The 23,598-nt window shown below is 68.1% G+C and carries 23 protein-coding genes and 1 tRNA gene; 13 read left to right on the forward strand and 11 right to left on the reverse strand.

The features are described 5' to 3' along the window. Positions 1-94: 94 nt before the first annotated feature. Both QM711_RS00715 and QM711_RS00720 read right to left on the reverse strand, forming a co-directional pair. Positions 95-2,539: a DNA gyrase/topoisomerase IV subunit A gene (locus QM711_RS00715; RefSeq protein ID WP_415095808.1), complete on the reverse strand. Its 2,445-nt coding sequence runs from the start codon at positions 2,537-2,539 to the stop codon at positions 95-97. A gap of 158 nt (positions 2,540-2,697) precedes the next feature. Next, positions 2,698-3,744, reverse strand: coding sequence for an App1 family protein (locus QM711_RS00720; RefSeq protein WP_415095809.1), 1,047 nt, complete (start codon positions 3,742-3,744; stop codon positions 2,698-2,700). 109 nt (positions 3,745-3,853) lie between these two features. Between QM711_RS00720 and QM711_RS00725 the strand changes: the two genes are divergently transcribed. The 3 genes from QM711_RS00725 to QM711_RS00735 are packed head-to-tail and all read left to right on the forward strand — an operon-like array spanning position 3,854 to position 6,180. After that, a complete protein-coding gene (locus QM711_RS00725; RefSeq protein ID WP_415095810.1) occupies positions 3,854-4,432 on the forward strand; it encodes a DUF5998 family protein in 579 nt (192 codons plus the stop codon). Next, on the forward strand, positions 4,429-5,547 hold the full coding sequence (locus tag QM711_RS00730) for an alkaline phosphatase family protein (protein ID WP_415095811.1): 1,119 nt from the start codon (positions 4,429-4,431) through the stop codon (positions 5,545-5,547). The genes QM711_RS00725 and QM711_RS00730 overlap by 4 nt, the downstream gene beginning before the upstream one ends. Positions 5,548-5,550: 3 nt before the next feature. Further along, a complete protein-coding gene (locus QM711_RS00735) occupies positions 5,551-6,180 on the forward strand; it encodes a thymidine kinase (protein ID WP_415095812.1) in 630 nt (209 codons plus the stop codon). A gap of 61 nt (positions 6,181-6,241) precedes the next feature. Here the strand turns inward: QM711_RS00735 and QM711_RS00740 are convergent, their stop codons facing one another. Both QM711_RS00740 and QM711_RS00745 read right to left on the reverse strand, forming a co-directional pair. Further along, the gene (locus tag QM711_RS00740) at positions 6,242-6,616 is read right to left on the reverse strand and encodes a type II toxin-antitoxin system death-on-curing family toxin (protein WP_415095813.1); all 375 of its coding nucleotides are present in this window, start codon (positions 6,614-6,616) and stop codon (positions 6,242-6,244) included. Further along, entirely contained in the window at positions 6,613-6,816 is a 204-nt protein-coding gene (locus QM711_RS00745; protein ID WP_415095814.1) for a CopG family transcriptional regulator, read from the reverse strand. The genes QM711_RS00740 and QM711_RS00745 overlap by 4 nt, the downstream gene beginning before the upstream one ends. Before the next feature lie 70 nt (positions 6,817-6,886). Between QM711_RS00745 and QM711_RS00750 the strand changes: the two genes are divergently transcribed. Then, positions 6,887-8,794 carry an ABC transporter ATP-binding protein gene (locus QM711_RS00750; protein ID WP_415095815.1) on the forward strand — a complete coding sequence of 636 codons (1,908 nt, stop codon included), beginning with the start codon at positions 6,887-6,889 and terminating at the stop codon, positions 8,792-8,794. Between the two features lie 42 nt (positions 8,795-8,836). Here QM711_RS00750 and sepH read toward each other — a convergent pair whose 3' ends face one another. After that, positions 8,837-10,414 carry a septation protein SepH gene (gene sepH, locus QM711_RS00755; protein WP_415095816.1) on the reverse strand — a complete coding sequence of 526 codons (1,578 nt, stop codon included), beginning with the start codon at positions 10,412-10,414 and terminating at the stop codon, positions 8,837-8,839. A gap of 228 nt (positions 10,415-10,642) precedes the next feature. Here sepH and QM711_RS00760 point away from each other — a divergent pair, with 228 nt between their 5' ends. After that, entirely contained in the window at positions 10,643-10,939 is a 297-nt protein-coding gene (locus tag QM711_RS00760; protein WP_415095817.1) for a DUF4193 domain-containing protein, read from the forward strand. A 136-nt stretch (positions 10,940-11,075) separates the two neighbouring features. Here the strand turns inward: QM711_RS00760 and QM711_RS00765 are convergent, their stop codons facing one another. Next, on the reverse strand, positions 11,076-11,369 hold the full coding sequence (locus QM711_RS00765) for a DUF4235 domain-containing protein (RefSeq protein ID WP_415095818.1): 294 nt from the start codon (positions 11,367-11,369) through the stop codon (positions 11,076-11,078). A 305-nt stretch (positions 11,370-11,674) separates the two neighbouring features. Here QM711_RS00765 and QM711_RS00770 point away from each other — a divergent pair, with 305 nt between their 5' ends. The 6 genes from QM711_RS00770 (at position 11,675) to QM711_RS00795 (ending at position 15,209) form a co-directional block, all read left to right on the forward strand. After that, positions 11,675-11,905 carry a maltose acetyltransferase domain-containing protein gene (locus tag QM711_RS00770; RefSeq protein ID WP_415096839.1) on the forward strand — a complete coding sequence of 77 codons (231 nt, stop codon included), beginning with the start codon at positions 11,675-11,677 and terminating at the stop codon, positions 11,903-11,905. Continuing rightward, complete coding sequence (locus QM711_RS00775; RefSeq protein ID WP_415096900.1) at positions 11,848-12,060, forward strand: hypothetical protein; 213 nt, start codon at positions 11,848-11,850, stop codon at positions 12,058-12,060. Before QM711_RS00770 ends, QM711_RS00775 begins: the two co-directional genes overlap by 58 nt. 16 nt (positions 12,061-12,076) lie before the next feature. Then, positions 12,077-12,226 carry a hypothetical protein gene (locus tag QM711_RS00780; RefSeq protein WP_415095819.1) on the forward strand — a complete coding sequence of 50 codons (150 nt, stop codon included), beginning with the start codon at positions 12,077-12,079 and terminating at the stop codon, positions 12,224-12,226. Positions 12,227-12,481: 255 nt separating this feature from the next. Continuing rightward, on the forward strand, positions 12,482-12,757 hold the full coding sequence (locus QM711_RS00785; protein ID WP_415095820.1) for a type II toxin-antitoxin system Phd/YefM family antitoxin: 276 nt from the start codon (positions 12,482-12,484) through the stop codon (positions 12,755-12,757). A gap of 4 nt (positions 12,758-12,761) precedes the next feature. Next, positions 12,762-13,034, forward strand: a complete 273-nt coding sequence (locus QM711_RS00790) for a type II toxin-antitoxin system RelE family toxin (RefSeq protein ID WP_415095821.1) — start codon at positions 12,762-12,764, stop codon at positions 13,032-13,034. A 645-nt stretch (positions 13,035-13,679) separates the two neighbouring features. Continuing rightward, complete coding sequence (locus QM711_RS00795) at positions 13,680-15,209, forward strand: TIR domain-containing protein (protein WP_415095822.1); 1,530 nt, start codon at positions 13,680-13,682, stop codon at positions 15,207-15,209. A 339-nt stretch (positions 15,210-15,548) separates the two neighbouring features. On the opposite strand, the gene QM711_RS00800 is transcribed toward QM711_RS00795, so the two are convergent. Both QM711_RS00800 and QM711_RS00805 read right to left on the reverse strand, forming a co-directional pair. Further along, positions 15,549-15,863 carry a hypothetical protein gene (locus QM711_RS00800; protein ID WP_415095823.1) on the reverse strand — a complete coding sequence of 105 codons (315 nt, stop codon included), beginning with the start codon at positions 15,861-15,863 and terminating at the stop codon, positions 15,549-15,551. Positions 15,864-16,131: 268 nt separating this feature from the next. Next, positions 16,132-16,205 (reverse strand) — tRNA-Ile (locus tag QM711_RS00805). Between the two features lie 282 nt (positions 16,206-16,487). Between QM711_RS00805 and QM711_RS00810 the strand changes: the two genes are divergently transcribed. Continuing rightward, positions 16,488-17,735 (forward strand): amidohydrolase, encoded by a 1,248-nt coding sequence (locus QM711_RS00810; RefSeq protein WP_415095824.1) that lies wholly within the window; start codon positions 16,488-16,490, stop codon positions 17,733-17,735. A gap of 42 nt (positions 17,736-17,777) precedes the next feature. Then, the gene (locus QM711_RS00815) at positions 17,778-19,124 is read left to right on the forward strand and encodes a DUF3100 domain-containing protein (RefSeq protein ID WP_415095825.1); all 1,347 of its coding nucleotides are present in this window, start codon (positions 17,778-17,780) and stop codon (positions 19,122-19,124) included. A gap of 185 nt (positions 19,125-19,309) precedes the next feature. On the opposite strand, the gene QM711_RS00820 is transcribed toward QM711_RS00815, so the two are convergent. The 3 genes from QM711_RS00820 to efeU are packed head-to-tail and all read right to left on the reverse strand — an operon-like array spanning position 19,310 to position 23,550. Continuing rightward, positions 19,310-20,674, reverse strand: a complete 1,365-nt coding sequence (locus tag QM711_RS00820; RefSeq protein WP_415095826.1) for a Dyp-type peroxidase — start codon at positions 20,672-20,674, stop codon at positions 19,310-19,312. Between the two features lie 31 nt (positions 20,675-20,705). Beyond that, positions 20,706-21,965: an iron uptake system protein EfeO gene (efeO, locus tag QM711_RS00825; RefSeq protein WP_415095827.1), complete on the reverse strand. Its 1,260-nt coding sequence runs from the start codon at positions 21,963-21,965 to the stop codon at positions 20,706-20,708. After that, on the reverse strand, positions 21,955-23,550 hold the full coding sequence (gene efeU, locus QM711_RS00830) for an iron uptake transporter permease EfeU (protein ID WP_415095828.1): 1,596 nt from the start codon (positions 23,548-23,550) through the stop codon (positions 21,955-21,957). Before efeU ends, efeO begins: the two co-directional genes overlap by 11 nt. Between the last annotated feature and the right edge of the window lie 48 nt (positions 23,551-23,598).

The raw sequence follows: 23,598 nt of genomic DNA on the forward strand, positions 1-23,598 counted from the left end.
CCGGGAGAACCGTCCCTGGTGTCCGGGAGAACCGTTCCCGGTGACCAAAAGAACCGTCCCCGGTGACCGGGAGAACCGTCCCCGCGTACCGGAATCAGCGGTGGGTGCGGGTCGAGACCGCGGCGATGGGTTGGCCGACGGAGACGCCGGAGCCGTCCCGGCGGGGGTCGATCGGGGGCAGGTCGACGGCGGCGCCGCTGGCCGCTGCGGCGACGGCGGGGGAGGGGCCCACCCAGGCGAGTTGGAGGACGTCCTCGCCGCGGAGGAAGCGCTGGCACCGGACGCCGCCGGTGCCGCGTCCCTTGCCCGGATACTCCTCGAACGGGGTCACCTTGACGCTGCCTGCGTCGGTTCCGGGCAGTGCGGTCGACGAGCCGGCCACCGAGACCACCACGGCGTCGGACGCCGGGCTGACGCCGAAGAACACCGCCCGGGCGCCGGCGGCCAGCTTGACCCCGGCCATGCCGCCGCCGGAGCGGCCCTGGGGCCGGACGCCGGCCACCGCGAAGTGCAGCAGTTGGGCGTCCGAGGTGACGAACACCAACTCGCCGGTGTCGTCGCGCAGTTCGACCGCACCGACCAGCCGGTCTTTGTCGTCGAGCCGGATGATCTCCCAGGAGTCCTTGCCGAGGATGTCGGGGTTGACGCGTTTCACCACACCGCGCTCGGTGCCCAGCGCCCAGCCGACGGTGTCGTCGCCGAGGCCGGTCACGCCGAGGATGCGCTCGTCGGCCTCCAGCGCGAACAGCTCGGACGCCGGCGAACCACCCTGCAGGTTCGGGGCCTGCGCGGTGCTCGGCACCGACGGCAGGTCGATGGTCTGGCCGCGGATCACCCGTCCGAGGCTGGTGATCAGTCCGAACTCGCCGCGGGCGGTGGTGGTGCACATGCTGACGATCACGTCGTGGGTCGCCCGGCCGCCCACCGCGGCCAGTGGTTCGGCGGAATCCGTGCGGGCCAGCAGGCCGGCCGAGGACAGCAGCACCCGGCAGGGATCGTCGGCGATCTCCAGCGGTGTCGCCGATGCCTTGGCGGCGGAGACCGCGCCGCCGCCGGAGGCCAGCAGCACGGTGCGCCGCGGCGTGCCGTGGGTGCGGGCCACCTCGTCCAGTTCCTTCGACACCAGCTTCCGCAGCAGTGCCGGGTCGTCGACGATCGCCTGCAACTCCTCGATCCGCTTCCGCAGTTCGTCGCGCTCGGATTCCAGCTCGATCCGGGAGAATTTGGTCAGCCGGCGCAGCTGCATGTCGAGGATGTAGGTGGCCTGGACGTCGGACAACTCGAACGCCTCGATCAGTTTGGCCTTCGCGGTCGCGGCGTCGTCGCTGCCCCGGATGATCGCGATCACGTCGTCGATGTCCAGGATCGCGATCAGCAGCCCCTCGACCAGGTGCAGCCGGTCCGCGGCCTTGCCCAGCCGGAACCTGGTCCGGCGCAGGGTCACCTCGAGGCGGTGCTCGAGATAGACGGTCAGCAGTTCCCGCAGCCCGAGAGTGCGGGGCTGGCCTTCGACCAGGGCGACGGCATTGATGCCGAACGAGTCCTCGAGCCGGGTCAGCTTGTACAGCTGTTCCAGCACGGCGTCGGGGTTGAACCCGTTCTTGATCTCGATCACCAGCCGGGTGCCGTTGGCGAGATCGGTCAGGTCCTTGACGTCGGCGATGCCGGTCAGCTTCTTCGACTGGACGGCGGTCTTGATCTGCTCGATCACCCGCTCCGGGCCGACCATGTAGGGCAGTTCGGTGACCACGATGCCCTTGCGCCGAGCATGCACCTGCTCGATCCGGGCAGTGGCGCGAATCCGGAAGCTGCCGCGTCCGGTCAGGTAGGCGTCCCGGACGCCGTCCAGCCCGACGATCTTGCCGCCGGTGGGCAGATCTGGACCCGGGACGAAGCGCATCAGCTGTTCGGTGTCGGCGTCCGGGTGCGCGATCAGGTGCTTGAGCGCCTGGACGCATTCGATCAGGTTGTGCGGCGGAATGTTGGTGGCCATCCCGACCGCGATCCCGGTGGTGCCGTTGACCAGCAGGTTCGGGAAGGCCGCCGGCAGCACGACCGGCTCGGTCTCCTTGCCGTCGTAATTGGGCCGGAAGTCGACGGTGTCCTCGGCCAGCCCGGCGGTCATCGCGCTTGCCGCGGTCGCCATCCGGCACTCGGTGTAGCGCATCGCGGCCGGTCCGGCGTCCAGCGAGCCGAAGTTGCCGTGGCCGTCCACCACCGGCAGCCGCTGCGCCCACGGCTGGGCCAGCCGGACCAGGGCGTCGTAGATCGCGGCGTCGCCGTGCGGGTGCAGCAGGCCCATCACCTGGCCGACCACCCGGGCCGACTTCACGTGCGGCCGGTCCGGGCGGATGCCCATGTCGTCCATCGTGTAGAGGATGCGGCGCTGCACCGGCTTGAGGCCGTCGCGGGCGTCCGGCAAGGCACGGCTGTAGATGACCGAGTAGGCGTATTCGAGGTAGCTGGTCTCCATCTCGTCGGAGATGTCGATGTCGACGATGCGTTCGATCAGGTCGTCGTCGGCCGGGGGACCCGCCACCGCTGCCTCGCTTTCGGTTGCCGTCTACTAGGTTCCAGTGCTTCCGCTCAGCCGATTGTGGCCCTTCGGGCAACGTCGGCGTCGGCCTGACACGCTGCCGGACGCCGGGTTTCGAGCGCAACCGGGCCGGCGCGTCGAGCGGCCGGGGCCGCACCTGCTCAGTCGGCGGGGTCCGGTTTCAGCGCGCTCCGCAGCTTGGCCGCCAGCCCGCGGCCGTCCGGAGCCTCCACCCAGGACGAGTCGGTGCCGGCCAGCACGTCCGCCTCCTCCAGCGGCATGTTGGTGCCATGGGCCAACACCTGCTCGGTGGGGGACAGCTGCCGGATGGCGACCGCCGCCACATGGCTGGGGTGCGAGTTGGCGAACTCGGCGTAGATCTCGGGGTCGTGCTGGCCGTCGTCGCCGACCAGCACCCAGGCGATCCGGGGGAACTCGGCCGCCAGCCGCAGCAGGCTGGTCCGCTTGTGCTCCATGCCCGAGCGGAACCAGCCGGTGTTGGTCGGACCCCAGTCGGTGAGCAGCAGCGGCCCCTTCGGGTAGTTGTGCCGCTCCAGGAACCGCGTCAGGAAGTCGTAGGTGTTCCACGCCCCGGTGGACAGATAGATCATCGGGGCGCCCGGGTGGGCGTCCAGGCAGCGGTGGTAGAACCGGGCCATGCCGGGGATCGACTGCCGGTTCGACTCGTCCCGGACGAAGCTGTTCCAGGCGGCGATCATCGGACGCGGCAGCCAGGTGGTCAGCACGGTGTCGTCGATGTCGGAGAGCAGTCCGAAGCGGGCGTCGTCGCCGACCACCAGGACGTCGCAGCTGACCGGATCGCTGCCGGCGGTGCGCAGCGTCACCTGCCGCCAGCCCGGCTCCAGGTCGTGGCTGAACACCCGATGGTCGAGGTAGCCGCCGCGGTCGGTGGTGGCGTAGACCGTCCGGCCGTCCACGGTCAGCGTCACCGGCACCCGGACGCACGGGGCGGTCAGGAAGCTGCGCCAGCCGCGCCGCTTGACGAATTCCTTGGTGGCCCGGCCGAGCTGGCTGCGCGACCACTGCGGGACCAGCTTCACCCGGGCCATCACCCGCAGGAAATCCGAGGAGCCGTAGCCGGTGTAGGCGATCACCTGCTCGCGCCAGCCGATCGCCCGGAACACGGCCTCGACCCGCCGGTCGAGGAATTCCTCGATCCGAGCGGCGATGAACGGCTTGGTGCTCACCGGCCTCACGGTAGACGGCTTGCGCTGCCACGGCGAGCCGCCGCACCCCAAGCCGCCGAGCTTGTCCCTCCGACTTGGGTGGTGCGGTCTGCGATGACAAGATGAGCCGGTGACCTCGCCCGCTCTGCCGGCCGCGCTGCGCCGGGACATCGATGCCTGCGGGTACTTTCCCGACCTGATCGCCGAGACGATCGCGATGGCGATCGCCGGCGAGGTGGTCCGCAACCACGTCGTCCACCACGAGGCGACCTTCGCCCGCGACGAGATCCAGCGGCACATGTCGGTGCTGGTGCTCACCCCGACCCGACTGATCGTCGGCCACACCGATGAGTCGGACGCCCCGGGCGAGAGTGGGCAGGCGATGTCCACCACCGAGTCGGTGGGTCTGGACAGGGTCACCTCGGTCGCGTTGACCCGCGTCGTCGCCCAACCCGAACGGTACGGCAGCAACCGCTCGGCGACCGTCGAGACCTGGCTGAGCGTCGGCTGGGGGACGGCTCGGCGTCTCGACCTGGAGCCGGCGCACTGCGGCGACCCGGACTGCGACGCGGACCACGGCTACACCGGAACCCTGGCCGCCGATGACCTGACCGTCCGGATGAGCATCGCCGCCGACGGTGCCGACAACGTTGCGCGGCTGGTCTCGTTCGCGACCGCGCTGCAGGTCGCCTCCGGCGGTGGCCGGTGAACCTGCCCACGCCGCCGGCCTACGGGCACTCGACGCTGGCGGATCTGCTGCCGAGCATCGGCGCGATCCTCGGCCAACCGGGCCGCGACAACGTCCTGGGGCTGCCCGCGGCGGAGCGTTTCGTGGTGCTGCTGGTGGACGGGCTCGGCAGCGACCTGCTGCGTGGACGACCCGAGCTCGCGCCGTTCCTGACCGGCCTGCTGGACGCGCCGGCGTCGTCGACGATCACCTCGGGGGCACCCAGCACGACTGTCACCTCGGTGACCAGCCTCGGCACCGGGCTGGCGCCGGGACAGCACGGCCTGGCCGGCTACACCTTCCGGCTCGGTGGCCGGCTGCTCAACGCGCTGCTTTGGGAGGACGGGCTGGACGGCCTCGACGTCCAGCCGCAGCTAACTGCCTTCGAGCGGCTGGCCAAGGCCGGCGTCCGGTGTGCGACGGTCACGCCGACCCGGTTCCGGGGCACCGGCCTGACCACCTGTGCGCTGCGCGGGGCCGACTTCCTCGGCTATGCCGACGACTCGGCGTCCGGACGCCGGATCGAACTCACCGTGCAGGCGGCGCTGTCCGGGCCCCGCAGCGTGACCTACCTCTACGATCGCGACCTCGACCATGCCGGCCACAAACATGGCACCGAGTCCGAGCACTGGGCGGCCGAACTCGTCCGGGTGGACGCGCTGGCCGCGGCTTTGCGCGCGGCGCTGCCCGACGACGTCCGGCTGCTGATCACCGGAGACCACGGCATGGTCGACATCGCGGTCGAGCGCCGCCTGACCGTCGAAGACGAACCGGACCTGCTGGCCGGCGTCCAGCTGATCGGCGGCGAGGGCCGGTTCCGGCAGCTCTACGTGTCCGGTGGCGCTGAACCGGTCGCCGCGCGCTGGGCCGACTGGCTGGGTCCGGACGCCTGGGTGCTGACCCGCGACGAGGCGGTCGAGGCCGGCTGGTTCGGTCCGCTGCCGACTCGGCTCGCGGACCGGTTCGGCGACGTCCTGGTGGCGATGGCCACCGACCGGGCGGTGATGACCCGCACCCAGCCGAACGAGTTCAACCTGGTCGGCATGCACGGCTCGCTCACCCCGGCCGAGCTCACCGTCCCGCTGCTGATCGGCTGAGCCGTGGCGCAACTGGTCTTCTTCACCGGTCCGATGAACAGCGGCAAGTCCACGTTGGCGTTGCAGACCCACTTCACCGAGACTCAGGCCGGACGCGCCGGGCGGGTGTTCAGCCGCGACGACCGGGCCGGCGCGGCGACCATCTCATCGCGGATCGGCCAGGAGCAGCCGGCCATCGAGGTGACCGACGACTTCGACTTCTACGGCTACGTCACCGGCGAGTTGGCAAATGGACGGCGGGTCGACTACCTGATCTGCGACGAGGCGCACTTCTACCCGGCCGAGCAGATCGACCAGTTGGCCCGGGTCGTCGACGACCTGGACGTCGACGTGCATTGCTTCGCGATCCTGACCGACTTCCGCACCGAGTTGTTCCCGGCCACCCGCCGGCTGGTCGAGCTGAGCGACCGGATGGAGTTGTTGCAGGTGCGGCCGCGATGCTGGTGCGGGGCGCCCGCCACCCACAACGCGCGAACCGTGGACGGCCGGATGGTCACCGAGGGCAGCCAGGTGATGGTCGGCGACGTGGTGCCCACCGCCGACCGGGTGGTCGCCTACCAGGTGCTCTGCCGACGGCATCACCGGGCGCGGATGACCGCCGCCGCGGCGTCCAGTCGTGACGAAGTCGGGTAGTGTCCTGTCAGGTTGCTTCAGCGAAACAACCTGACAGGACACTAGGGGGAGGCCACCGACATCAGGGCGGTTCCGGTCGCCAGCGGGCGAGCCGCTCGGCGATCTCGGGGTAACCGACGCGTCCCTCGGCGATCGCGATGACCAGGTCGTAGGCGTCGTCATCCGGTGCCTCGATGCCGACCTCGTTCAGGCCGTAGAAGACCACCATCGCGAGCCACCCGATCCGCTTGTTGCCGTCGATCAGCGCCTGGTTGCGAACCAGCGATTCGAGCAGTACGGCCGCTTTGGTGTCGAGGCCGGCGTAGGCGTCGTCACCGAAGACGCTCGCCTGCGGCCGGTGGAGTGCTGAGTCCAGCAGGCCGAGATCGCGTACCGGGCCAACGACGAGATCCTCGACCAGGGTCAACAGATCCTCGAACGAGAGATATTCGATCATTGACCCAGACGGTCGAGCAGATCGGCGTAGTGCTCACGGGCTGCCGCCGACAACGTGGCCACTCGGTCGCGTCGTAACCGCCGGGCGGCTGCCTCGTGGATCGCGCGCACGGTGGCCTCCTGCTTGCTGACTCCGTCGGACTCGGCCAACAGGGCCAACGCCCGCTCGTCCTCGGGGTTCAGTCGAAGAGTCATTGCCATGGCACGACGAGACCAACGTGGTAGCGGGCGGCTGGGAATCACTGTCGGTGCCGCGTGGTTGAGTGGGATCGTGAGTCTTTCCGGTTGGCAGGTCATGAACTCGATGACCAGGGACGCGTCTGTTCGCGATCACCGGCTGGCGCCCGGAACCCGGCGCCGGGTGCCGTCCTATGCCGGCGCCTACCGTCGGCTGATCGCGATGTTCCTCGGCCTGACGGTCGTCGATTCGCTGCTGGTGGTGGCCTCTCCGCTGATCCTGCAGCGCCTGGTCGACGACGGGGTGATCCCCGGCAACGCCGGTCTGGTCATCCAGCTCGCGGTCGTGGTCGCCGTCCTGGCGCTGGCGGACGCCGCGCTCACCCTGGTCGAACGCTGGTATTCGTCGCGGATCGGCGAGGGCCTGATCTTCGACCTGCGCACCCAGGTGTTCGGCCATGTCCTGCGGCAGCCGATCGCGTTCTTCACCCGCGCCCAGACCGGCGCCCTGGTGACCCGTTTGAACAGCGACGTGATCGGCGCGCAACAGGCGTTCACCTCGGTGTTGCAGAACCTGGTCGGCAATGCGATCAGCCTGGTGGTGATCGTGATCGCGATGGCATCGCTGTCCTGGCAGCTGACCATCGGCGCTTTTCTGCTGGTGCCGCTGTTCCTGATTCCCGCCCGCATCCTCGGCCGGCGGCTGGCCGCGCTGACCCACCGGCAGATGGTGCTGAACGCCGACATGGGTGCCCAGATGAGCGAGCGGTTCAACGTCGCCGGCGCCCTGCTAGTGAAGCTCTTCGGCGATCCGCGACGCGAGGACGCCGAGTACGCCGGTCATGCCGCCGGGGTCCGCGACACCGGCGTCAGCCTGGCGGTGAACCGCTCGGTGTTCTTCGTCGCGCTCGGACTGGTGGCGTCGCTGGCGACCGCGATGGTCTACGGCGTGGGCGGTGTGATGGCGGTCAACGGCGCGCTCACCGTGGGCACGCTGCTGGCCCTGGCGGCGTTGCTGGCCAGGCTGTACGCGCCGCTGACCGCGCTGTCCAACGTCCGGGTCGATGTGATGACCGCCTTGGTGTCGTTCGAGCGGGTCTTCGAGGTGCTCGACCTGAAGCCGTTGGTCGCCGAGCGGCTCGGTGCCGTCGCGGTGCCGGACGTCCCGGTGCGGGTCGAGGTCGACCGGGTCAGCTTCCGCTACCCGTCCGCCGACGAGATCTCACTGGCCTCCCTGGAGGGCTCGGCGAGCGGGGATCGCAAGGGCGGAGGCGACGTCCTGCACGACATCTCGTTCACCGTGGAACCCGGCGCACTGGTCGCCCTGGTCGGGCCCAGCGGCGCCGGCAAGACCACGATCACCTCGCTGGTGGCGCGGCTCTACGACCCGACCGACGGAGCGATCCGGATCAACGGTGTCGACCTGCGCGACGCCACGCTGAGTTCGCTGCACGAGCGGGTCGGGGTGGTCACCCAGGAGGCGCACCTGTTCCACGACACGATCCGGGCCAACCTGCTGTACGCCAAACCCGGCGCCACCGACGGCGAACTGGAGGCGGCCCTGCGCGCCGCGCAGGTCTGGCGGCTGGTCGAGTCGCTGCCGGAGGGCCTGGACACCGTGGTGGGCGACCGCGGCCACCGTCTCTCGGGCGGTGAGAAGCAGCGGTTCGCGCTGGCCCGGCTGCTGCTCAAGGGGCCTGGCCTGATCGTGCTCGACGAAGCAACCGCGCACCTGGACAGCGAGAGCGAGGCCGCCGTCCAGCACGCCCTCGACAACGCCTTGCGCGACCGGACGTCGATCGTTATCGCGCACCGGCTCTCCACGGTGCGAGGCGCTGACCGGATCCTGGTGGTGGACGGCGGACGCGTGGTCGAGCAGGGCACCCACGTCCAGCTGCTGGCGGCCGGTGGCCTGTATGCGGAGCTGTACCGGACGCAGTTCGCCGACCAGGCGGAACACCCTGAGGCGGAACCCGTGGTGCAAACCGGCGCCACCGGATAGTCGCTCGGCGTCCGGGCGGCCGCGGGTGCGGGCCGTCGGCGGTCAGCTCTTGGGTTTCGGCGCCCCGAACATGATCTCGTCCCAGCTCGGGACGCTTGCTCGCTTGCGCTTGAGCGGCCGAGACGGCTCGTTGCCCGCCTCGTCGACCAGGCTCGGCTGCTCGGGTTCGCCCGGAGCAGGCTTGATCCGGCCGGGCCGGGTCTGCTGAGTGGTCGCATCGGCCGGGGACGCCGACTCGGCCTGGAGCACCGGGGCGGCCTCGGCTGGTTCGCCGGCCACCTCGTCCGCGTCCACCTCGTCCGCGGCGACCTCGTCCGCGTTCGTCGTCACGTCGTCGACCGCTTCGGTCACGTCGTCGGGGGCCGGGGCGTGAGCATCGCCGTGGTCAGGTTCGTCGTCGTCGCGGTGGTCGGCGGCGAGCAGCGGTTCGGGTTCGCCCGGCACATCGATCGCGGGCGCCGCGTCCCGCTCGGTGGCTTCGCCGGAGTCGGCCGGCTCGACCGGCTGTGGCTCGTCGACTACACCCCCGAGACCAGCTGCCTCGCCGTCGACCGGTTCGGCCTCGATCGAGTCGTCGGATGTCGCCGGCGATTCCTCGGACGACGGTGCCTCGTCTTCGTCGACGTCCATGATCCGTTCGGTGGGCTCACCGGCATCGAGCAGCAACTCGCCGTCCGGAAGTCCGGACGCCGGCCCCTCGTCGAGCGCCGGTGCGGCCGGCTGCTCGGCGCGCGGCCGGACCAGACCGGCATAGATCTGCACCGAGTCCTCGTCGAAGCTGGAGAGCATGTCATAGAGCACGTCGAGGTTGGTCCGGTCACCGGGGACGATGTCGTAGACGCCGTCCACTTCGGCGAGGTCTCCCTCGGCGAACGCGTCCTCACTGTCGGAGCCGCTGTCGTCGTCGGGCTCGTCGAGCAGATCGTCGTCGAGGTCTGGGGTGATCGCGAACTGGGGCTGAATGGCCCGCACGATCGCCAGTTCGTCGTTGCGGTCCGCTCCAGGCCGAGTGTCGGGGTCGCCGGTGAGCCGACTCCGTGCCCGCTCGGGAGCGCTCTCGCCGGTCAGCCAGCGAGCATCGTCGTTCGCCGCGACCGAGAACCGGCCGGTCTGGTCGTAGCCGAAGTCGGCCTGACGCAAGACTGATTCCATCTCGTATGACAGCCGGACGGTCCACCTACGGTCCTCGGTGCGCCAGGCGTCCCACTCGACGTCGTCGATGTCGATCCCGCTGGACAGCAGCCGGTCGGTCACCACGTTGCGCAGGCTGCGGTGGGCGACCGCGTCGCCGGCGCGCCGCACCGGGTTGGTCTGGGCCAGGCCGGCGATGTGGTCGCGTTCGGCGATGACCGGGGCCGCGAACGGTTCGATCCTCGCGATCGGGACCCCGGCGGCCTCGGCCACGGCCTCCAGCGACTCCCCGGCCCTGATTCGGGCCTGGATGTCGCGTGGCCGCAGTGCGCTTTCCATGTCGATCTCCAGTTGTCCGATGCGTGCACGGTCGTTGCGCAGCGCTGTCTTCAGTCGTTCGTCGGCGGGGATCGCCACCTGCTCGTCGTCGAGGACGACGATCAGGCTCCTCCCGTCGGGAGTCAACCCGAGTGGGTGGGCGGTGCGCATCGCTCGATCGCTCTCCTGTGTTCGTGCTAGTGCGTAACCTACCGGGTCGGACGCCGGAGCGACCCCTCGACGGGGCGGGCGCGGGTCCCCGTGGCTGAGACAAGGGCGCCGTGACCCGCAATGTTTGGAGGCGTGTGATATGTATGCCTGCGACACGTTGAGGACGAGTGAAACCGCTGAGCGCGGCCGCCCACCGGGCGGGCGCTCGGAATGGAGTTACGGAACAAGATGGCAACCGATTACGACGCCCCCCGCAAGACGGACGAGGAGAACGAAGACAGCATCGAGGAACTCAAGACCCGCCGGAACGACAAGAACTCCGGCAAGGTCGATGAGGACGAGGTCGAGGCTGCCGAATCGTTCGAGCTCCCGGGCGCCGATCTTTCCCACGAGGAACTCACCGTCCGGGTGCTGCCGCGCCAGGCCGACGAGTTCACCTGCTATTCATGCTTCCTGGTGAAGCACCGCAGCCAGATCGCTGTGACCCGCAACGGGCACACCTACTGCGTCGACTGCGCCGACTGACCCGAACGTCCGGCCAGCACCGGTCGAGCCCGGTGAGATCCTGCACTGGTCAGGGTTTCGCCGCGCTCGGCCGGTGATCGTCGCGTCCTTGATCTTCCCGGGCCGCAGCACCCAGCCGGGCCAGGGGGCCGCACGATCAGAGGTGGAAGTTGACCCGGGATCGGGTCGGCGCGGGCGTCCCCATCGCCTTCTCCCAGCGGGCAGCCGCGAACCGGTTGGTGAGCAACTGGCTCACCCCGATGCCGATGCCGCCGGCCAGCGCCCAGATCAGCGCCTCGCTCAGCGGCGTGGCCGGATCGTTGGGATCAGGCGGCTCGTCGCCGGTAGCCATCTTCCAGGCGCCGCGGACAGCCTTCTGCGCGAGCATCGCGCTCAGTGCACCCACCGCCCCGGCGTAGAGGTTCCAGACCAGTCGTTGCGACATGTTCATCGATGGTTCCTTCGTTGGCCTTCGCGAGTGGCCAAGTCTAGTGCGGCGTTCCCCGACCCACCCCACCTGTCGGTGCCGTGCCGTGGTTTCGATGTTGATCGCCTGCGAGAGGCGCCCCCGTGATTTAGCCGGACGCCGAAGGATGTGCTCGAGCACCGGGTCTCCCGGCCTTGCGGTAGGTCGTCGGTCGGCAGGCCGATCGGTGGTGCCGGGGGCGTCCTGGTAGGCCCAAGCTGGGGTGTCACTACAGAGGGCGGTGGCCACACCGTAGAGAGAGCATGACTGGTAGCACCGAGCGCGAGCGGATGATTGCGGGCCGCAGCTACCGCTCCACCGATCCTGAACTTTCCGCCAGGCGAGCGGCGACCAAGTGGGTACTCCACGAGTACGACAACAACTGCTGCGCGGGCTCCTCGTTAGCGTCGAGCAGGCGTGGATCGAACCGCCGTTCCGCTGCGACAACGGTGCACAGATCTCGATGGGGAACTTCGTCTTCGCGAACTACGATCTCACGATCCTCAACTGCGCTCCGGTGACCATCGGCAGAATGGTGCTCTTCGGTCCCCGGGCCACGCTCGCGACGGCCAGCCACCCGGTCGACTTCCAGCAGCGGACCGGCGACATTTACGAGTACGCGGAGCCGATCACGATCGGGGAGGGTGCGTGGCTCAGCGCCCACGTCATCGTGTGACCCGGTGTCACCGTGAGTGCGCGCGGTGATCGGCGCCGGCAGCGTCGTCACGCGTGACATCCCGCCGGATGCCGTTGCAATGGGCAGCCCCTGCCGGGTCGTCCGCGAGATCACGGAGCAGGATCGCGCAGACTATCTCGCCGCGTACGGCGCCGCCGCGTCCTGAAACGACGTCCGCGGCACTCCGCAGCTGGGCCGTGGTCGCCCGGCGATGCTGAGCATCTGTGCGAACCAGATCGCGCTGAGCAGTCCAACGAGCCAGAGCGGGTTGGGTAGGGGTTATTCGCAGCCCGTTCGTCAAACACTGCGGTGCCAGGACCGTCGGGAATCGGTCGGATGCGAGGCATCGGCGGTGAGCACCACCTGGATACGATCTGGCCTGGATAGCCCGCCGTAGGTGCTGCGCGCTAGAATTCTGTACATGACCACACTGTCCTTGGCGGAGGCTCGGGCGAACTTGTCGAGGCTCGTCGAGTCGGCGGTCACGACCCACGAGCGGTTCGAGGTCACTCGCAACGGAGACCGCGTCGCGGTTTTGTTGGGTGCTGACGACTACGACTCGTTGCTCGAGACGCTCGACATTCTCAGCAGCCCCGACGAAGTCTCTGCGATCCAGGCTGGGCTCGCCGAACTTGAGGCCGACGAGGTCTTCACCGCTGACGAGGTCCGCGCCGCCTTAGCCACCCGCAAGAGGTAGCCGGATGCCCGGCCGCTACGAGGTGGTCTTCACCCGATCGGCCCGCCGTGCCATTGAGCGCGAACTCCCCGAGAAGGTCGCGACGGCAGCCTTCGAGTTCATCATGGGTCCGCTGCGCCAAGATCCGCGAAAAGTCGGCAAGCCTCTTCGCGAGCCGCTCGCCCCACTCTTCGCTGCGCGCCGCGGCGAATACAGGGTGATCTACCGAATCATCGACCAGCGCCTAGTCATCGAGGTTGTCTCGGTCGTCCATCGCCGCGACGCGTATCACCCCTGACCACAGGCGAGTGGGGCCGGCCTCTCCCGACGCTCGACCGGGCACTCACGCACGACCCGGCTCGTGATCGCTTTGGCTCCACGGGCTCGCAGAGAAGGGCTCTGGCCGCCGGCTCCGCGGCCGCAGGAAGTGTGGAATACCGTCACACCGCCACCTCGACGCCGACGGAGCACAAACACCTGCGCGGCAACGGCCACGACCGCCACCGCCCCAGCACGGCTTCTGAACACCACCTACCGAAGGGAGCAAGTATGTCCGCCATCGAGAGCACCTAGCCTGGCGCCTTCGTCTCGCTGTCCGCGGCCGCCGACATCCTCATCATCAGCGTCCACCCCTGCGGCGTCGCATCGCCACTGGCGAGTTGCCTGCCTTCCGTTCGGGCAAACGAATCATCCGTGTCCGGGTGAGGATCGCGAGAAACTTCCATGCATGATCCCGTCAACGAGGCGCCCTGAATTAGCACATCACTTCGCTGGTGACCCCGCTCGGAATGGCGGCACCCGAGCAAGCGCGACTGCGTCCTGTCCGACACGAGCGACTGCCTTGGACCCCGCCGTCGGTCGCGGGCGCTAGCCTAAGCTCTACGGGCCGGCATCGCCGTACAGACGACGCAATAGGCTCCGCACCTCGCAAGAAGGAGAATCCGTGTCAACGCCTTCATCCGACCAAGGTGACGATGCTCCAGTCGCGCTGCAGGATGTCTTTGTCCTCTCGGGCGTGCCCACGCACACGTTCGTCGCGCCGGTTGAGTACGCCCGCCTTCTGGTCGCTTTGCGCACCCCAGGGCGAAGCGTTGTCATTGAGGGGCCGTCCGGGATTGGAAAGACGACGGCTGCCCAAAACGCCATCACCGAGGCTGGAGCGGACGCACTCACGATCTCGCTGAGCGCGAGAAAGAAGGAGGACCTCGCGTTGATCGCTGACCTCCCGAACCAGCTGCCGTTCGGCACCGTACTAATCGACGACTTCCATCGCCTTTCTGACGAACAGAAGCTTGAGTTAGCCGATCTCATGAAGACTTTGGCCGATCAGGGCGCGAGCCACAGCAAGCTAGTAGTAATTGGCATCAATAACGCTGGCCAGACCCTCATCTCATTCGGACGAGACTTGGCGAACCGAATCGATGTGATTCCGTTTGAGGCAAACCCTGAGTACAAGATCGAAGAGCTCGTGAAGAAGGGTGAGTCTGCGCTAAATATCGGACTCGCAATTAGGGACGAAATCGTCAAAGACGCACAAGGTAGCTTTTATCTAGCGCAGATGCTCGCATATGAAGCCTGCCTTAGGGACGGGATCTACGCGGCGGCGCCAGATGTGCGAACCACCGAGGTGAGTTATGAAATGGTGAAAGCTGGCGTGATGGCGAAGTTGGCCCGATCATTCCACAGCGTCGCTACCGAGTTTGCTCGCGGTTCGAAGCTGAGGCGCGAGGGTCGCGCGCCGTATCTCCACCTCTTGTATTGGCTGAGTCAAAGCAAGAACTGGGCGATCAATGCAAGCAGGGAGGCAACTCTCCACCCAGAACAGCGCGGGAGTGTAAGTCAAGTTGTAACGAAAGGGTTCCTTGGAGATCTTGTGCGTTCGTCGAAGGATGTTCAAAGCGTTCTTCATTACGACTCGTCTAGCTCAACCTTAGTCGTTCAGGATCCACAGTTCGTGTTCTACATCCGCAATATTTCATGGCCACAGTTCGCCGAAGAGGTAGGCTTCCTGTCAATCGACTTTCCTTCCCGGTACGACTTCGCCTTGTCATTTGCGGGTTCGGACAGAAGCATCGCAGAACTGCTCTTCTTGCGACTGCAGGATGATGAGTTCGAAGTATTCTATGATCGGAACGAGCAGGCGCGCATACTTGCAGAGGATGTGGAGGAGTACCTAGCGCCGATTTATGCAAGTGACGCGGCCATTGTGGTTTGTATACTCGGCCCTGAATATCCGAAGCGTGTATGGACCCGGTTCGAGTCGAAACAATTTCGCGACAGGTTCAAGACCGGAGAGGTCGTCCCAGTCGTGCTGGACGATGCCCCGGTGGGAGCTTTCGATGAGGCCGGCCGAGTCGGTCACATTGGATGGTCGCGCCACGGGGACCAAGACGCACAAGGCGGGGAGACTGTGAGACTTCTCAAGGAGAAGATTGCCGACGTCCGCACGACCCGGGCGCGGAAGAAGGCCTGAACCTGCTCAATGGGCCTGCTGGAGTAGCCGAGAAGGGCTCTCCGCGATCATCTGGTCGCAGCCTTTAGCGGTGTGCTGGTAGAGCAAGGCCGCGTTTGCCATCGAGTACCCGAGCTTTGCTTGAAGAGCGTCGAGCGTGGCCCCCTGCTGTAGGCCATCACGGCGCCGGTGTGGCGAAGGTCGTGGAAGCGGAGGTCGGTGCGTCCGGCGATCGCCACCGCCTTCTTGAAGTAGCTCGTGATCGTGGAGGGCCACTGCTGGCGTCGTTGGTGGCCGGGAAGAGCAGCCCCTGCTGGCCGGGTGCGGCGAAGGTCTCGAGGTGGTCCTTGATGATGGGAATTAGGTGGGCGGGATCGCCACGTGGCGGATGCCGGCCTCCGACTTCGACGGCTCCACCTGGATCTTGCAGTTCGCCCAGGCGACGCCGCGGCGCACCTGGATCACGTCGGTCCAGCGACCGCTGACGTGGCGCAGCTCGATGTCCTTGCGGCGCCGCTCGGCGAGCTCGCGGTAGCGTAGGGGGCACCAGGACGCGAGCAGCACCATCAGCTTCCACCGGTCAGGAATGTTCTCCACGATCACGTCGAGTTCCTCGACCGAGGCGGGCTTGAACCGGCACCGCCTCGGCTGGTGGCCGGCCCCGCGGATGTGCACTGGGCTGGCCTCGATCAGGTCTTCGTGGACCGGCGTTGTTCATGATCGCCCGGAGGAGCCGTACGCCTTCGCGTTCGCCCGAGGGCTGTCGGTGTTGTCCTTCATCGCCTCGTCGTGCCAGCGCTGCACGGCGTTGTTGGTGATGTCGGGAAGCCGCATCCGTCCTAGCGTTGGCGCCAGATGATGCTCTAGCGTAAACCTCGGAGTTCGCCCTCGTGGACGCCAGCATTGAGTCCTGAGTGAAGATGACTGGTGAAAGATCTGCCCGTGGGGCGGGCGGGGCTCGAACCCGCGACCCAGGGATTATGAGTCCCCTGCTCTGACCTGCTGAGCTACCGCCCCAACGACGCGCGACCGCTCGTCGACGACCCTCGCTTCACCCGATGGCGTGAGCTGGGCCGGCTCAGAGTGTATCGGAGTGACTTCCTGCCCCTGGCCGGAGCTTGACGCCGGTCCGACCCCCGCCGCGCACGCCAAGAACGGACGCGGACAGCGCCAGCCGCCACCGTCCGTCTTACGGGTCTGTTAACCATCTGGGCAAATACCTTCTCGGATTGGGTTTTCGGCAAATAGGGTGAGCTTCAGTTGAGCCGGCGAGAGCTCTGCGACAAGGGAGAACGAGGCATGACCCATCTGGAGGCCACGGCTGACCTCACGGCTGTCAAGGAACAGACCACACGAGAGATCGAGGGTCTGCGCGAGCAGCTGCTGAACATCAGCCGCACGATCCACGCCAACCCGGAGCTGTCGTGGCAGGAGTACAAGGCCGCGGCGCTGGTCGCCGACACCATGCGCGAAGCGGGCTTCGAGGTCGAGCTCGGCGCCTACGGTGTCGAGACGGCCGTCGAGGCTGTCTACGGCGACGGGGACCTCACCGTGATCATCTGCGCCGAGTACGACGCCCTGCCCGGCGTCGGGCACGCCTGCGGGCACAACGTGATCTGTGCCGCCGGGGTGGGCGCAGCGCTGGGTTTGGCGAAGGTGGCGGACGAGGTTGGTCTGCGCGTCGTCCTACTCGGTACCCCGGCCGAAGAACATGGCGGCGGTAAGGTCTCTCTGCTGGAAGCCGGTGCTTTCGAACAGGCCGACTTCTCGATGATGGTGCACGGCATGACCGCGACGCCGGACATGACCGGCGACAGCCACAGCGCGCAGGGGATGTCCTCCACTGCGGTGGACCGGTTCGAGGTGACTTACACCGGGTTGACCGCCCACGCCGCGGCCGTTCCCGAGTTGGGCATCAACGCGTCCAACGCGGCGCTGCTGGCGCTCAATGCGTTCGCGATGCTGCGTCAGCATCTCCCCAAGCAGACCAACCTCAACGCATTCATCTCGCACGGCGGCGAGGCGACCAACATCATTCCCGACCGGACGGTCGTCCAGGTCGAATTGCGGGCCTACGACCTCGGGACCTGGCGCGAGATGAAGAAGAAGGTGCTGCGCTGCTTCGAAGCGGGCGCGATCGGGACCGGCTGCACCTGGGAGTGGGCGCCCACCGAACACCCGTACGCGCCGGTGGTCAGTGACCAGGTTCTGGCCGCACTGTGGGACGTCAACTTCGCCGCCCGCGGACGGACGATCGACCCCGAGGTCCGGCTCGGGGGCGGGTCGACGGATATGGGCAACGTCTCGCAGGTGGTGCCGGCGATCCATCCGCTGGTCACCTTCCGTGGCGCGGACGCACCGCCGCACAACCCGGCGTTCACCGCGATCGCGGCGAGTCCCGCGGCTGACGAGGCGCTGATGGACGGCGCGGTGAGCATGGCCGCGACCGTTCTCGATGTGGCGCTCACCCCAGAACTGCGGGCGGACTTCAAGGCGCGCAAAGCAGCCCGCCCCGCAGGCGCCACCCAAGCCAAGTTCTCGTCCTGAGCACTGGTCGGGATCAGCGACCCTCCGAACCGAAAGGTCCCTATGTCCGCAACACCAGAAGGCACGGAGGCCACCGCGGCTCCGCCACGGATCTTCAACATTTCGCTCAAAGACAAAGGGCTGTGGCTGCTATTCGCGCTCATTGTCGTGCTCGCCGCCATCGCCCAGCTGATCGGGCCGCTGACGGTGCCGCTGGGCAGCGTTTCGATCATGCTGCTGCCGATGATCTGGGCACTGCTGATGGGCGTGCTCATCTCCGGGCAGACCTGGCGGCCGTTGCCGATCGACCTGCAGCACACGGCCAACGCCATCATGAGCGTGGCCGTCCTCGTGCTCTGTGCCCGACTGGGCCTGACCCTGGGTCAGCAGTTGCCGGCATTGTTCGCGGCGGGTCCGGCACTGCTGCTGCAGGAACTGGGCAACGTGTTCGGCTCGCTGCTGCTCGCATTGCCGCTGGCCGTCCTGTTGCGGATGGGGCCGGCCACGGTCGGCGCCACCTTCTCGATCGACCGTGAACCCTCCTTCGCCATGGTCACGTCGCGGTTCGGCGCAGATTCGCCGCAGTACCGGGGCGTGCTGTCGATGTACGTGTTCGGCTCGATCTTCGGTGCCATCGTGGTCAGCCTGGTCGCCTCCGTCATCTCTGCGCTCGGCATCTTCCGCTGGGAGGCGCTGGCGATGGGGTCCGGCGTCGGCTCGGGTTCGATGATGGCCGCCGGCATCGCCTCGGTGGGTGCGGCGCACCCGGAGTTCGCCGACACCATCGCGGCGCTCGCCACCACGGCCAACCTGATCGCCGCGGTCGTGGGCGTCCCGCTCACCCTGTGGATCTCGCTGCCGCTGGCGGACCGGTTCTACAAATTCCTGACCCGCAACCAGAAGGAGGTTGTGAAGAAGGAGTCGTCCGAAAAGCTCAGCGCGCTCGCCAAGGTGCTGGACGTCCCGAAGGTCAACCTGAACCCGGCGACCAGCCTGCTGATCCTGACCGTGGCGGGACTGATCACCGCCACCATCGTGAAGAAGGGGTTCTCCCTCGACATGGTGATCACCTACGCGATGATCGCCGGGATGGTCGGCGCCGCAATCTGGCTCACCGGCCTCACCAAGGGCAAGGTGCCGGCACTGATCACCGTCATTCTGATCGGCACCTACATCACCTCGCCCTGGTTCCCTGCCGCGGGCTGGGTTCTGCACACCGCCGAATCGGTGGACTACCTGTCGGTGATCACGTTGATGCTCGCCGTTGCCGGCCTCAGCATCGGCAAGGATCTGCCGATGCTGCGGCAGATCGGCTGGAAGATCCTGCCCGTCGGCTTCGTGGTGATCGGCGCCACCTTCCTCGCCTCGACGGTGATCGCGGAGGTCGTGCTCGGCATCCTGCACAGGTAGCAGAGCGCTGGTCGAGCGTTGTCGAGACCCTCGGACGCCGCGTAGGCAGGGGGTTTCGACACGCTCAACCCGCAACGTCACACGCTCAACCCGCAAGCGTCGACACGTTCGACCAGCAAGGCCTGGCACCGTTGGTCGAGCGTGTCGAGACCTCGGACGACGTCCGAACCACGCGGCTGCGACGCTCAGTCGAACAGCGCTTTGCCGATGTAGCTACCGGTCGCCGGGCCGGGGGGAATCGCGAACACCGCCGACCCGATGTGCCGGATGTACTCGTTCAGCAGGTCGAACCGGCCCAGCTTGCTCTGCAGGTCGACGAAGTGCTGCGGCGTGTTCTGATAGCTGATGAACAGCAGTCCGGCGTCCAGCAGGCCTTGGGAGTTGAGGCCGTCGGTGAAGTTGTAGCTGCGTCGCAGGATCTTCACCCCGCGGTTGTTCTCCGGCGCGGCCAGGGCGATGTGCGAGGTCTGGTCGATCACGTAGGAGCCCTCGGCCTGCTTGGCGAAGTCCGGGGTGTCGAACTCGAGCTCGCCGGTGAGCGGAGCACCTTCGTCCTTGGTGCGTCCGAAGATCTGCTGCTGGTCCGAGATCCGGTCGAAGTCCCAGGTCTCGATCGTCATCGCGATCTTCCGGACCACCTGATACGTGCCGCCGGTCATCCAGTCGGCGTCGGAGAGCCAGACGAACTGGTCGTAGTCGGCGTCGGTGACCACGTTGCGGGTGCCGTCCTTGAAACCCATCAGGTTGCGCGGCGTCTCCTGGCCGGGCCCGGCGCTGGCGCGTCCGAAACCCATCACCACCCAGTGGGTGTGTGCGGTGGTCGTCACCATCCGGGCCAGGTTGCGGATCGCGTGATACGCCACCTGTGGATCGTCGGCGCAGGCCTGCAGCGACAGGTCGCCCCCGGTGAACTCGGGCTGCAGCACGTCGCCGGGAATCCGGGGGAGTTCGGCCAGCAACGCCGGACGCCGGTGTGCCAGGTCGAAGCGCTTGTCGAAGACCCCGGGGCCGAGCCCCACGGTCACGGTGAGGGACGCCGGTGCGAGCCCGTGCGCCTCGCCGGTGTCCGTGCCCACGGCGTCCGGGCGGGCCGGCTCGATGGTGCCGACCGTTTTGCCGCGGGACAGCTGCGCGATGGCGGCGCTCCACCGGGCCAGCAGCACCTGCAGGTCCTGCCGGGTGGCCCCGGAGTTGAGGTTGAACGTCATGAACACCGCGTGCCGCTGCGGCGGCGTCCGGACACCGGCCTGGTGGGCCTGGTCGTAGAACGGGACGGTCCTGGTCAGGTCCACGCTGTCGGCGCCGTCGGACGCCGGCACCGGCGCGCCGGTCGCCGCGGGTTCGCCACGCAGGAATGCCGCGGTCACCCCGCCACCCACGGCAGCTCCGGCGGCGGCAGCTGCCGCGCCACCGGCGATCAGCCGGCGCCGCGACCACTCGCCCGGCCGTGGAGCGGAGCCGCCCGGGGGGCGGGCCCCCTCCGCCGCCGACGGATCGGGGGGACGGACGCCGGCGCTGCCCGAAGGATCGAGGTTCGACTCCTCAGCCATCTCCTGCTCCCGTCCCACCCGGTTCTGCTGGTCAGCTCGCCGTGACGACCTTCTCGGCGATCTTCTGCATCGGCTGCTGCAATGCCAGCACAGCCTGGCTCAGCGCCTTGCGGTTCTTGTTGCGGTTGGCCTCGTTCCACGGCAGGTAGCCGCCGGGTGAGGTCTTGTCACGCAATTTGCTCAGCGCATCGTCGACGTTACCGAACTGAGTGACCACCTGCTTGACCAGGTCGGCGTCGATCTTCTCCAGGCCGGGCTGCAGGTAGGCGAACGCCTGCCGGGCGCCCTCCACGTTGGCGTGGAAGTCCCACAGGTCGGTGTGGCTGTAGGCCTCTTCCTCGCCGGTGATCTTGCCCGACTGCACCTCTTCGAGCAGGGCGGCCGCACCATTGGCCAGGTCCTCGGGCTTGAAGGTGAGCTTCTTGACGACCTCGACGAGCTTTCCGACGTTGGTCTCCAGGTCAGCGGCGTACTTCTTGGTCGCGGCGGTGATCTTGCCGGACTTCCACAGGTCGCGCTCGACGGCATGGAAGCCGGACCAGCCGACCTTCTCGTCCAGGTTGGAGGCGCGCATGTCGATCAGGTAGTCGAGGTTGCCCTTGTTGTCGTCCACCTTGAAGCCGGGCATCACGAAGCCCTCGACGTCGGACTCGATCTTCTCGTAGAACGGACGCGCCGCGACGTACGCGGCCTGCGCCTTGGCCACGTCGCCGGAATCGACGGCGGCCTTGAGTGCGGCGACAGCCGCCTTGAGTCCGTCGGCCTGGGTGCCGACCCAGGTCGCGTACTCCTTGACCCCGTTGGTCAGCAGGGTCGCGGTCGAGCCGGTGGGTGCCGCGGCGGCCTGGCCGGTCACGGTGAAGGCCTGGGTCTGCGGCGTGGCGCCGAGGCAGTACAAGGTGTACTGGCCGCCGTCCATGGTGATGGTGAAGGGCGACACCGGCAGGCCCGGGGCCAGGTTCTCCTTCTCGCCGAGGATCTTCAGCTCGCTCTGGATCTCGACCTCGGTGATCGCCGTCGCGCTGACGTTCTCGATCGAGAACGTCACCGGACCCGCGGCCGCGGTCAGGTGGTCGGCGGTGCAGGCGTCCCCCTTGTCACCGGCGGTCAGGGTGATCTTCACCTGAGAGACGCCGTTGACGACCGGCGCCGCGCCGTCGGCCGAGGTCGACGCCGAGGCGGACGCGGTAGGGCTGGTGGTGCTCGGTGCGGCGCCTGCGCACCCGCTCAGGCCGGCGGCCAGCGCGATGACGGCGCCGAGCCCCGCTGCCGCGTGGGTCTTATGGGACATTGATGTTCCTCCTTGGTACGGATTCGGTTTGCACGACCATCGGGTCGGGCGGGGGCAGCCGGCGCCGGGAGCGCTCGGCAAGAATCAGGCTGGCCGCCGCCGCGATCAGCAGCAGGGCGGGGAACGTCCGTCCCCAGAATCCGCGCTCGACCTGCTGGATCCGCAGCGTCGACGCGGCCTGCTCGGCGGCCCGGACGCGGGCATCGTCGACCCGCAGGCTGCCGGAGCCGAGCTGCGCGCCCGAGGGCAGCCGTCCGGACAGGGTCAGGGTGCGGGGGTTGGGCAGGCCGCCGCCACTCAGCGTGGCGGTGGTGGTCTCGGCCTGGGTGAAGTCGAGTACTTCATTGCCGACCAGCCAGAGCCGGCGCTCACCGCTGCCCGTCCACGTGACGGCGAACGGGCCCCTGGCGAGTTGCGGGTTGATCCCCACCGGGACGCGTCCGCCGTTCAGGGCGATCAGCTCGTCCAGGGTGAGGCTGGACGGCAACGCGCCCGGCTCGGCCGGTTGCCAGGCCTGCTGGTAGCCGACGGCGTCCGGCACCGTGCGATGGGCACCAGTGGTGCCGCTGCCGAGCGGCATCACCGACTCGCCACCGCCGATCGTGACCACCGCGCGGCCGGACTCGGCCCGGACGCTGCCAGCATTCTGGCCGGCCTGGTCGACCAGGGCCGCCGGGCCGAGGGTGGCCAACTGCGCGGGGGCGATCGCCGCGAACATGGCGATCGCCGCGGCAGCCAGCACGCCGGCGATGCCGAACCTCAGCCGGACGGCGGTCCGCGCGTCCGGACGCCACTTCTTCGGCCAGTAGACGTAGATCGCCATCGGGACCACGTAGCCGAACCAGCCGACCACCTGGATCACCCGCGGATCGGGCGGAATGCCCAGGACGCCGGTGAACAGCGCACCCTGGAGCGACCCGGGCGGGGCCAGCCAGGTCAGGTCGACGGTGGTGCCCTGACCGGCGTCCAGCCAGCCGGCGCCGTGCAGCTTGCCCAGCGTGCTCATCACCAGCCCGGCGGCGACCAGCAGCAGGAAGACGCTGGTGATCCGGAAGAACCGGCCGAGATTCAGCCGCATGCCGCCGGTGTAGAGGCCGTAGCCGATCACCGCGGCGGTCAGGATGCCGAGGGTGGCGCCGGTCGCCGCGAGTGCGGCGTTGGTCGACGCCGAGAAGGTGGCCAGCAGGAAGACGGAGGTCTCGAAGCCCTCTTTGAGCACCGCCAGGAATGCCATCACCACCAGTGCCCGTCCGGTGCCGGCGCTCAGCGCCTGGTCGGCCGAACTCTCCAGGTGCCGCTTCAACCCGCCGGCGTTGCTGTTCATCCACAGCAGCATCCCGGTGACGAAGGCGATGGCGACGACGCCGATGATCGCCTCCATGCCCTCCTGGGCCGCCTGGGGCAGGCCCATTTCGACCAGCCGCAGCCCGACACCGACGCCCAGGCTGAGCAGGATCGCGGCACCCACACCGATCAGCATCGGGGTCAAGGAGCGCCCGTGCCGACGCAGGAACGCCGCGATGATGCCCACGATGAGGGCGGCCTCAAGCCCCTCTCGCAGGCCGATGATGAAGGTTGCCAGCACGTCTTGCCGTCCGCGAATGTCGATGGTGCCGCGCGCGGTCTCAGCTCC

The organism is Micropruina sp., from assembly GCF_047602385.1.
Classification (GTDB): Bacteria; Actinomycetota; Actinomycetes; order Propionibacteriales; family Propionibacteriaceae; genus Micropruina.

What these genes read in the sequence shown, in the direction of transcription:
- QM711_RS00740 (WP_415095813.1), bottom strand. Translation starts at nt 6,616, where the DNA reads ATGATCGAATATCTCTCGTTCGAGGATCTGTTGACCCTGGTCGAGGAT.
- QM711_RS00745 (WP_415095814.1), bottom strand. Translation starts at nt 6,816, where the DNA reads ATGGCAATGACTCTTCGACTGAACCCCGAGGACGAGCGGGCGTTGGCC.
- sepH (WP_415095816.1), bottom strand. Translation starts at nt 10,414, where the DNA reads ATGCGCACCGCCCACCCACTCGGGTTGACTCCCGACGGGAGGAGCCTG.
- QM711_RS00760 (WP_415095817.1), top strand. Translation starts at nt 10,643, where the DNA reads ATGGCAACCGATTACGACGCCCCCCGCAAGACGGACGAGGAGAACGAA.
- QM711_RS00765 (WP_415095818.1), bottom strand. Translation starts at nt 11,369, where the DNA reads ATGAACATGTCGCAACGACTGGTCTGGAACCTCTACGCCGGGGCGGTG.
- QM711_RS00770 (WP_415096839.1), top strand. Translation starts at nt 11,675, where the DNA reads ATGATTGCGGGCCGCAGCTACCGCTCCACCGATCCTGAACTTTCCGCC.
- QM711_RS00775 (WP_415096900.1), top strand. Translation starts at nt 11,848, where the DNA reads ATGGGGAACTTCGTCTTCGCGAACTACGATCTCACGATCCTCAACTGC.
- QM711_RS00785 (WP_415095820.1), top strand. Translation starts at nt 12,482, where the DNA reads ATGACCACACTGTCCTTGGCGGAGGCTCGGGCGAACTTGTCGAGGCTC.
- QM711_RS00790 (WP_415095821.1), top strand. Translation starts at nt 12,762, where the DNA reads ATGCCCGGCCGCTACGAGGTGGTCTTCACCCGATCGGCCCGCCGTGCC.
- QM711_RS00810 (WP_415095824.1), top strand. Translation starts at nt 16,488, where the DNA reads ATGACCCATCTGGAGGCCACGGCTGACCTCACGGCTGTCAAGGAACAG.
- QM711_RS00815 (WP_415095825.1), top strand. Translation starts at nt 17,778, where the DNA reads ATGTCCGCAACACCAGAAGGCACGGAGGCCACCGCGGCTCCGCCACGG.
- QM711_RS00820 (WP_415095826.1), bottom strand. Translation starts at nt 20,674, where the DNA reads ATGGCTGAGGAGTCGAACCTCGATCCTTCGGGCAGCGCCGGCGTCCGT.
- efeO (WP_415095827.1), bottom strand. Translation starts at nt 21,965, where the DNA reads ATGTCCCATAAGACCCACGCGGCAGCGGGGCTCGGCGCCGTCATCGCG.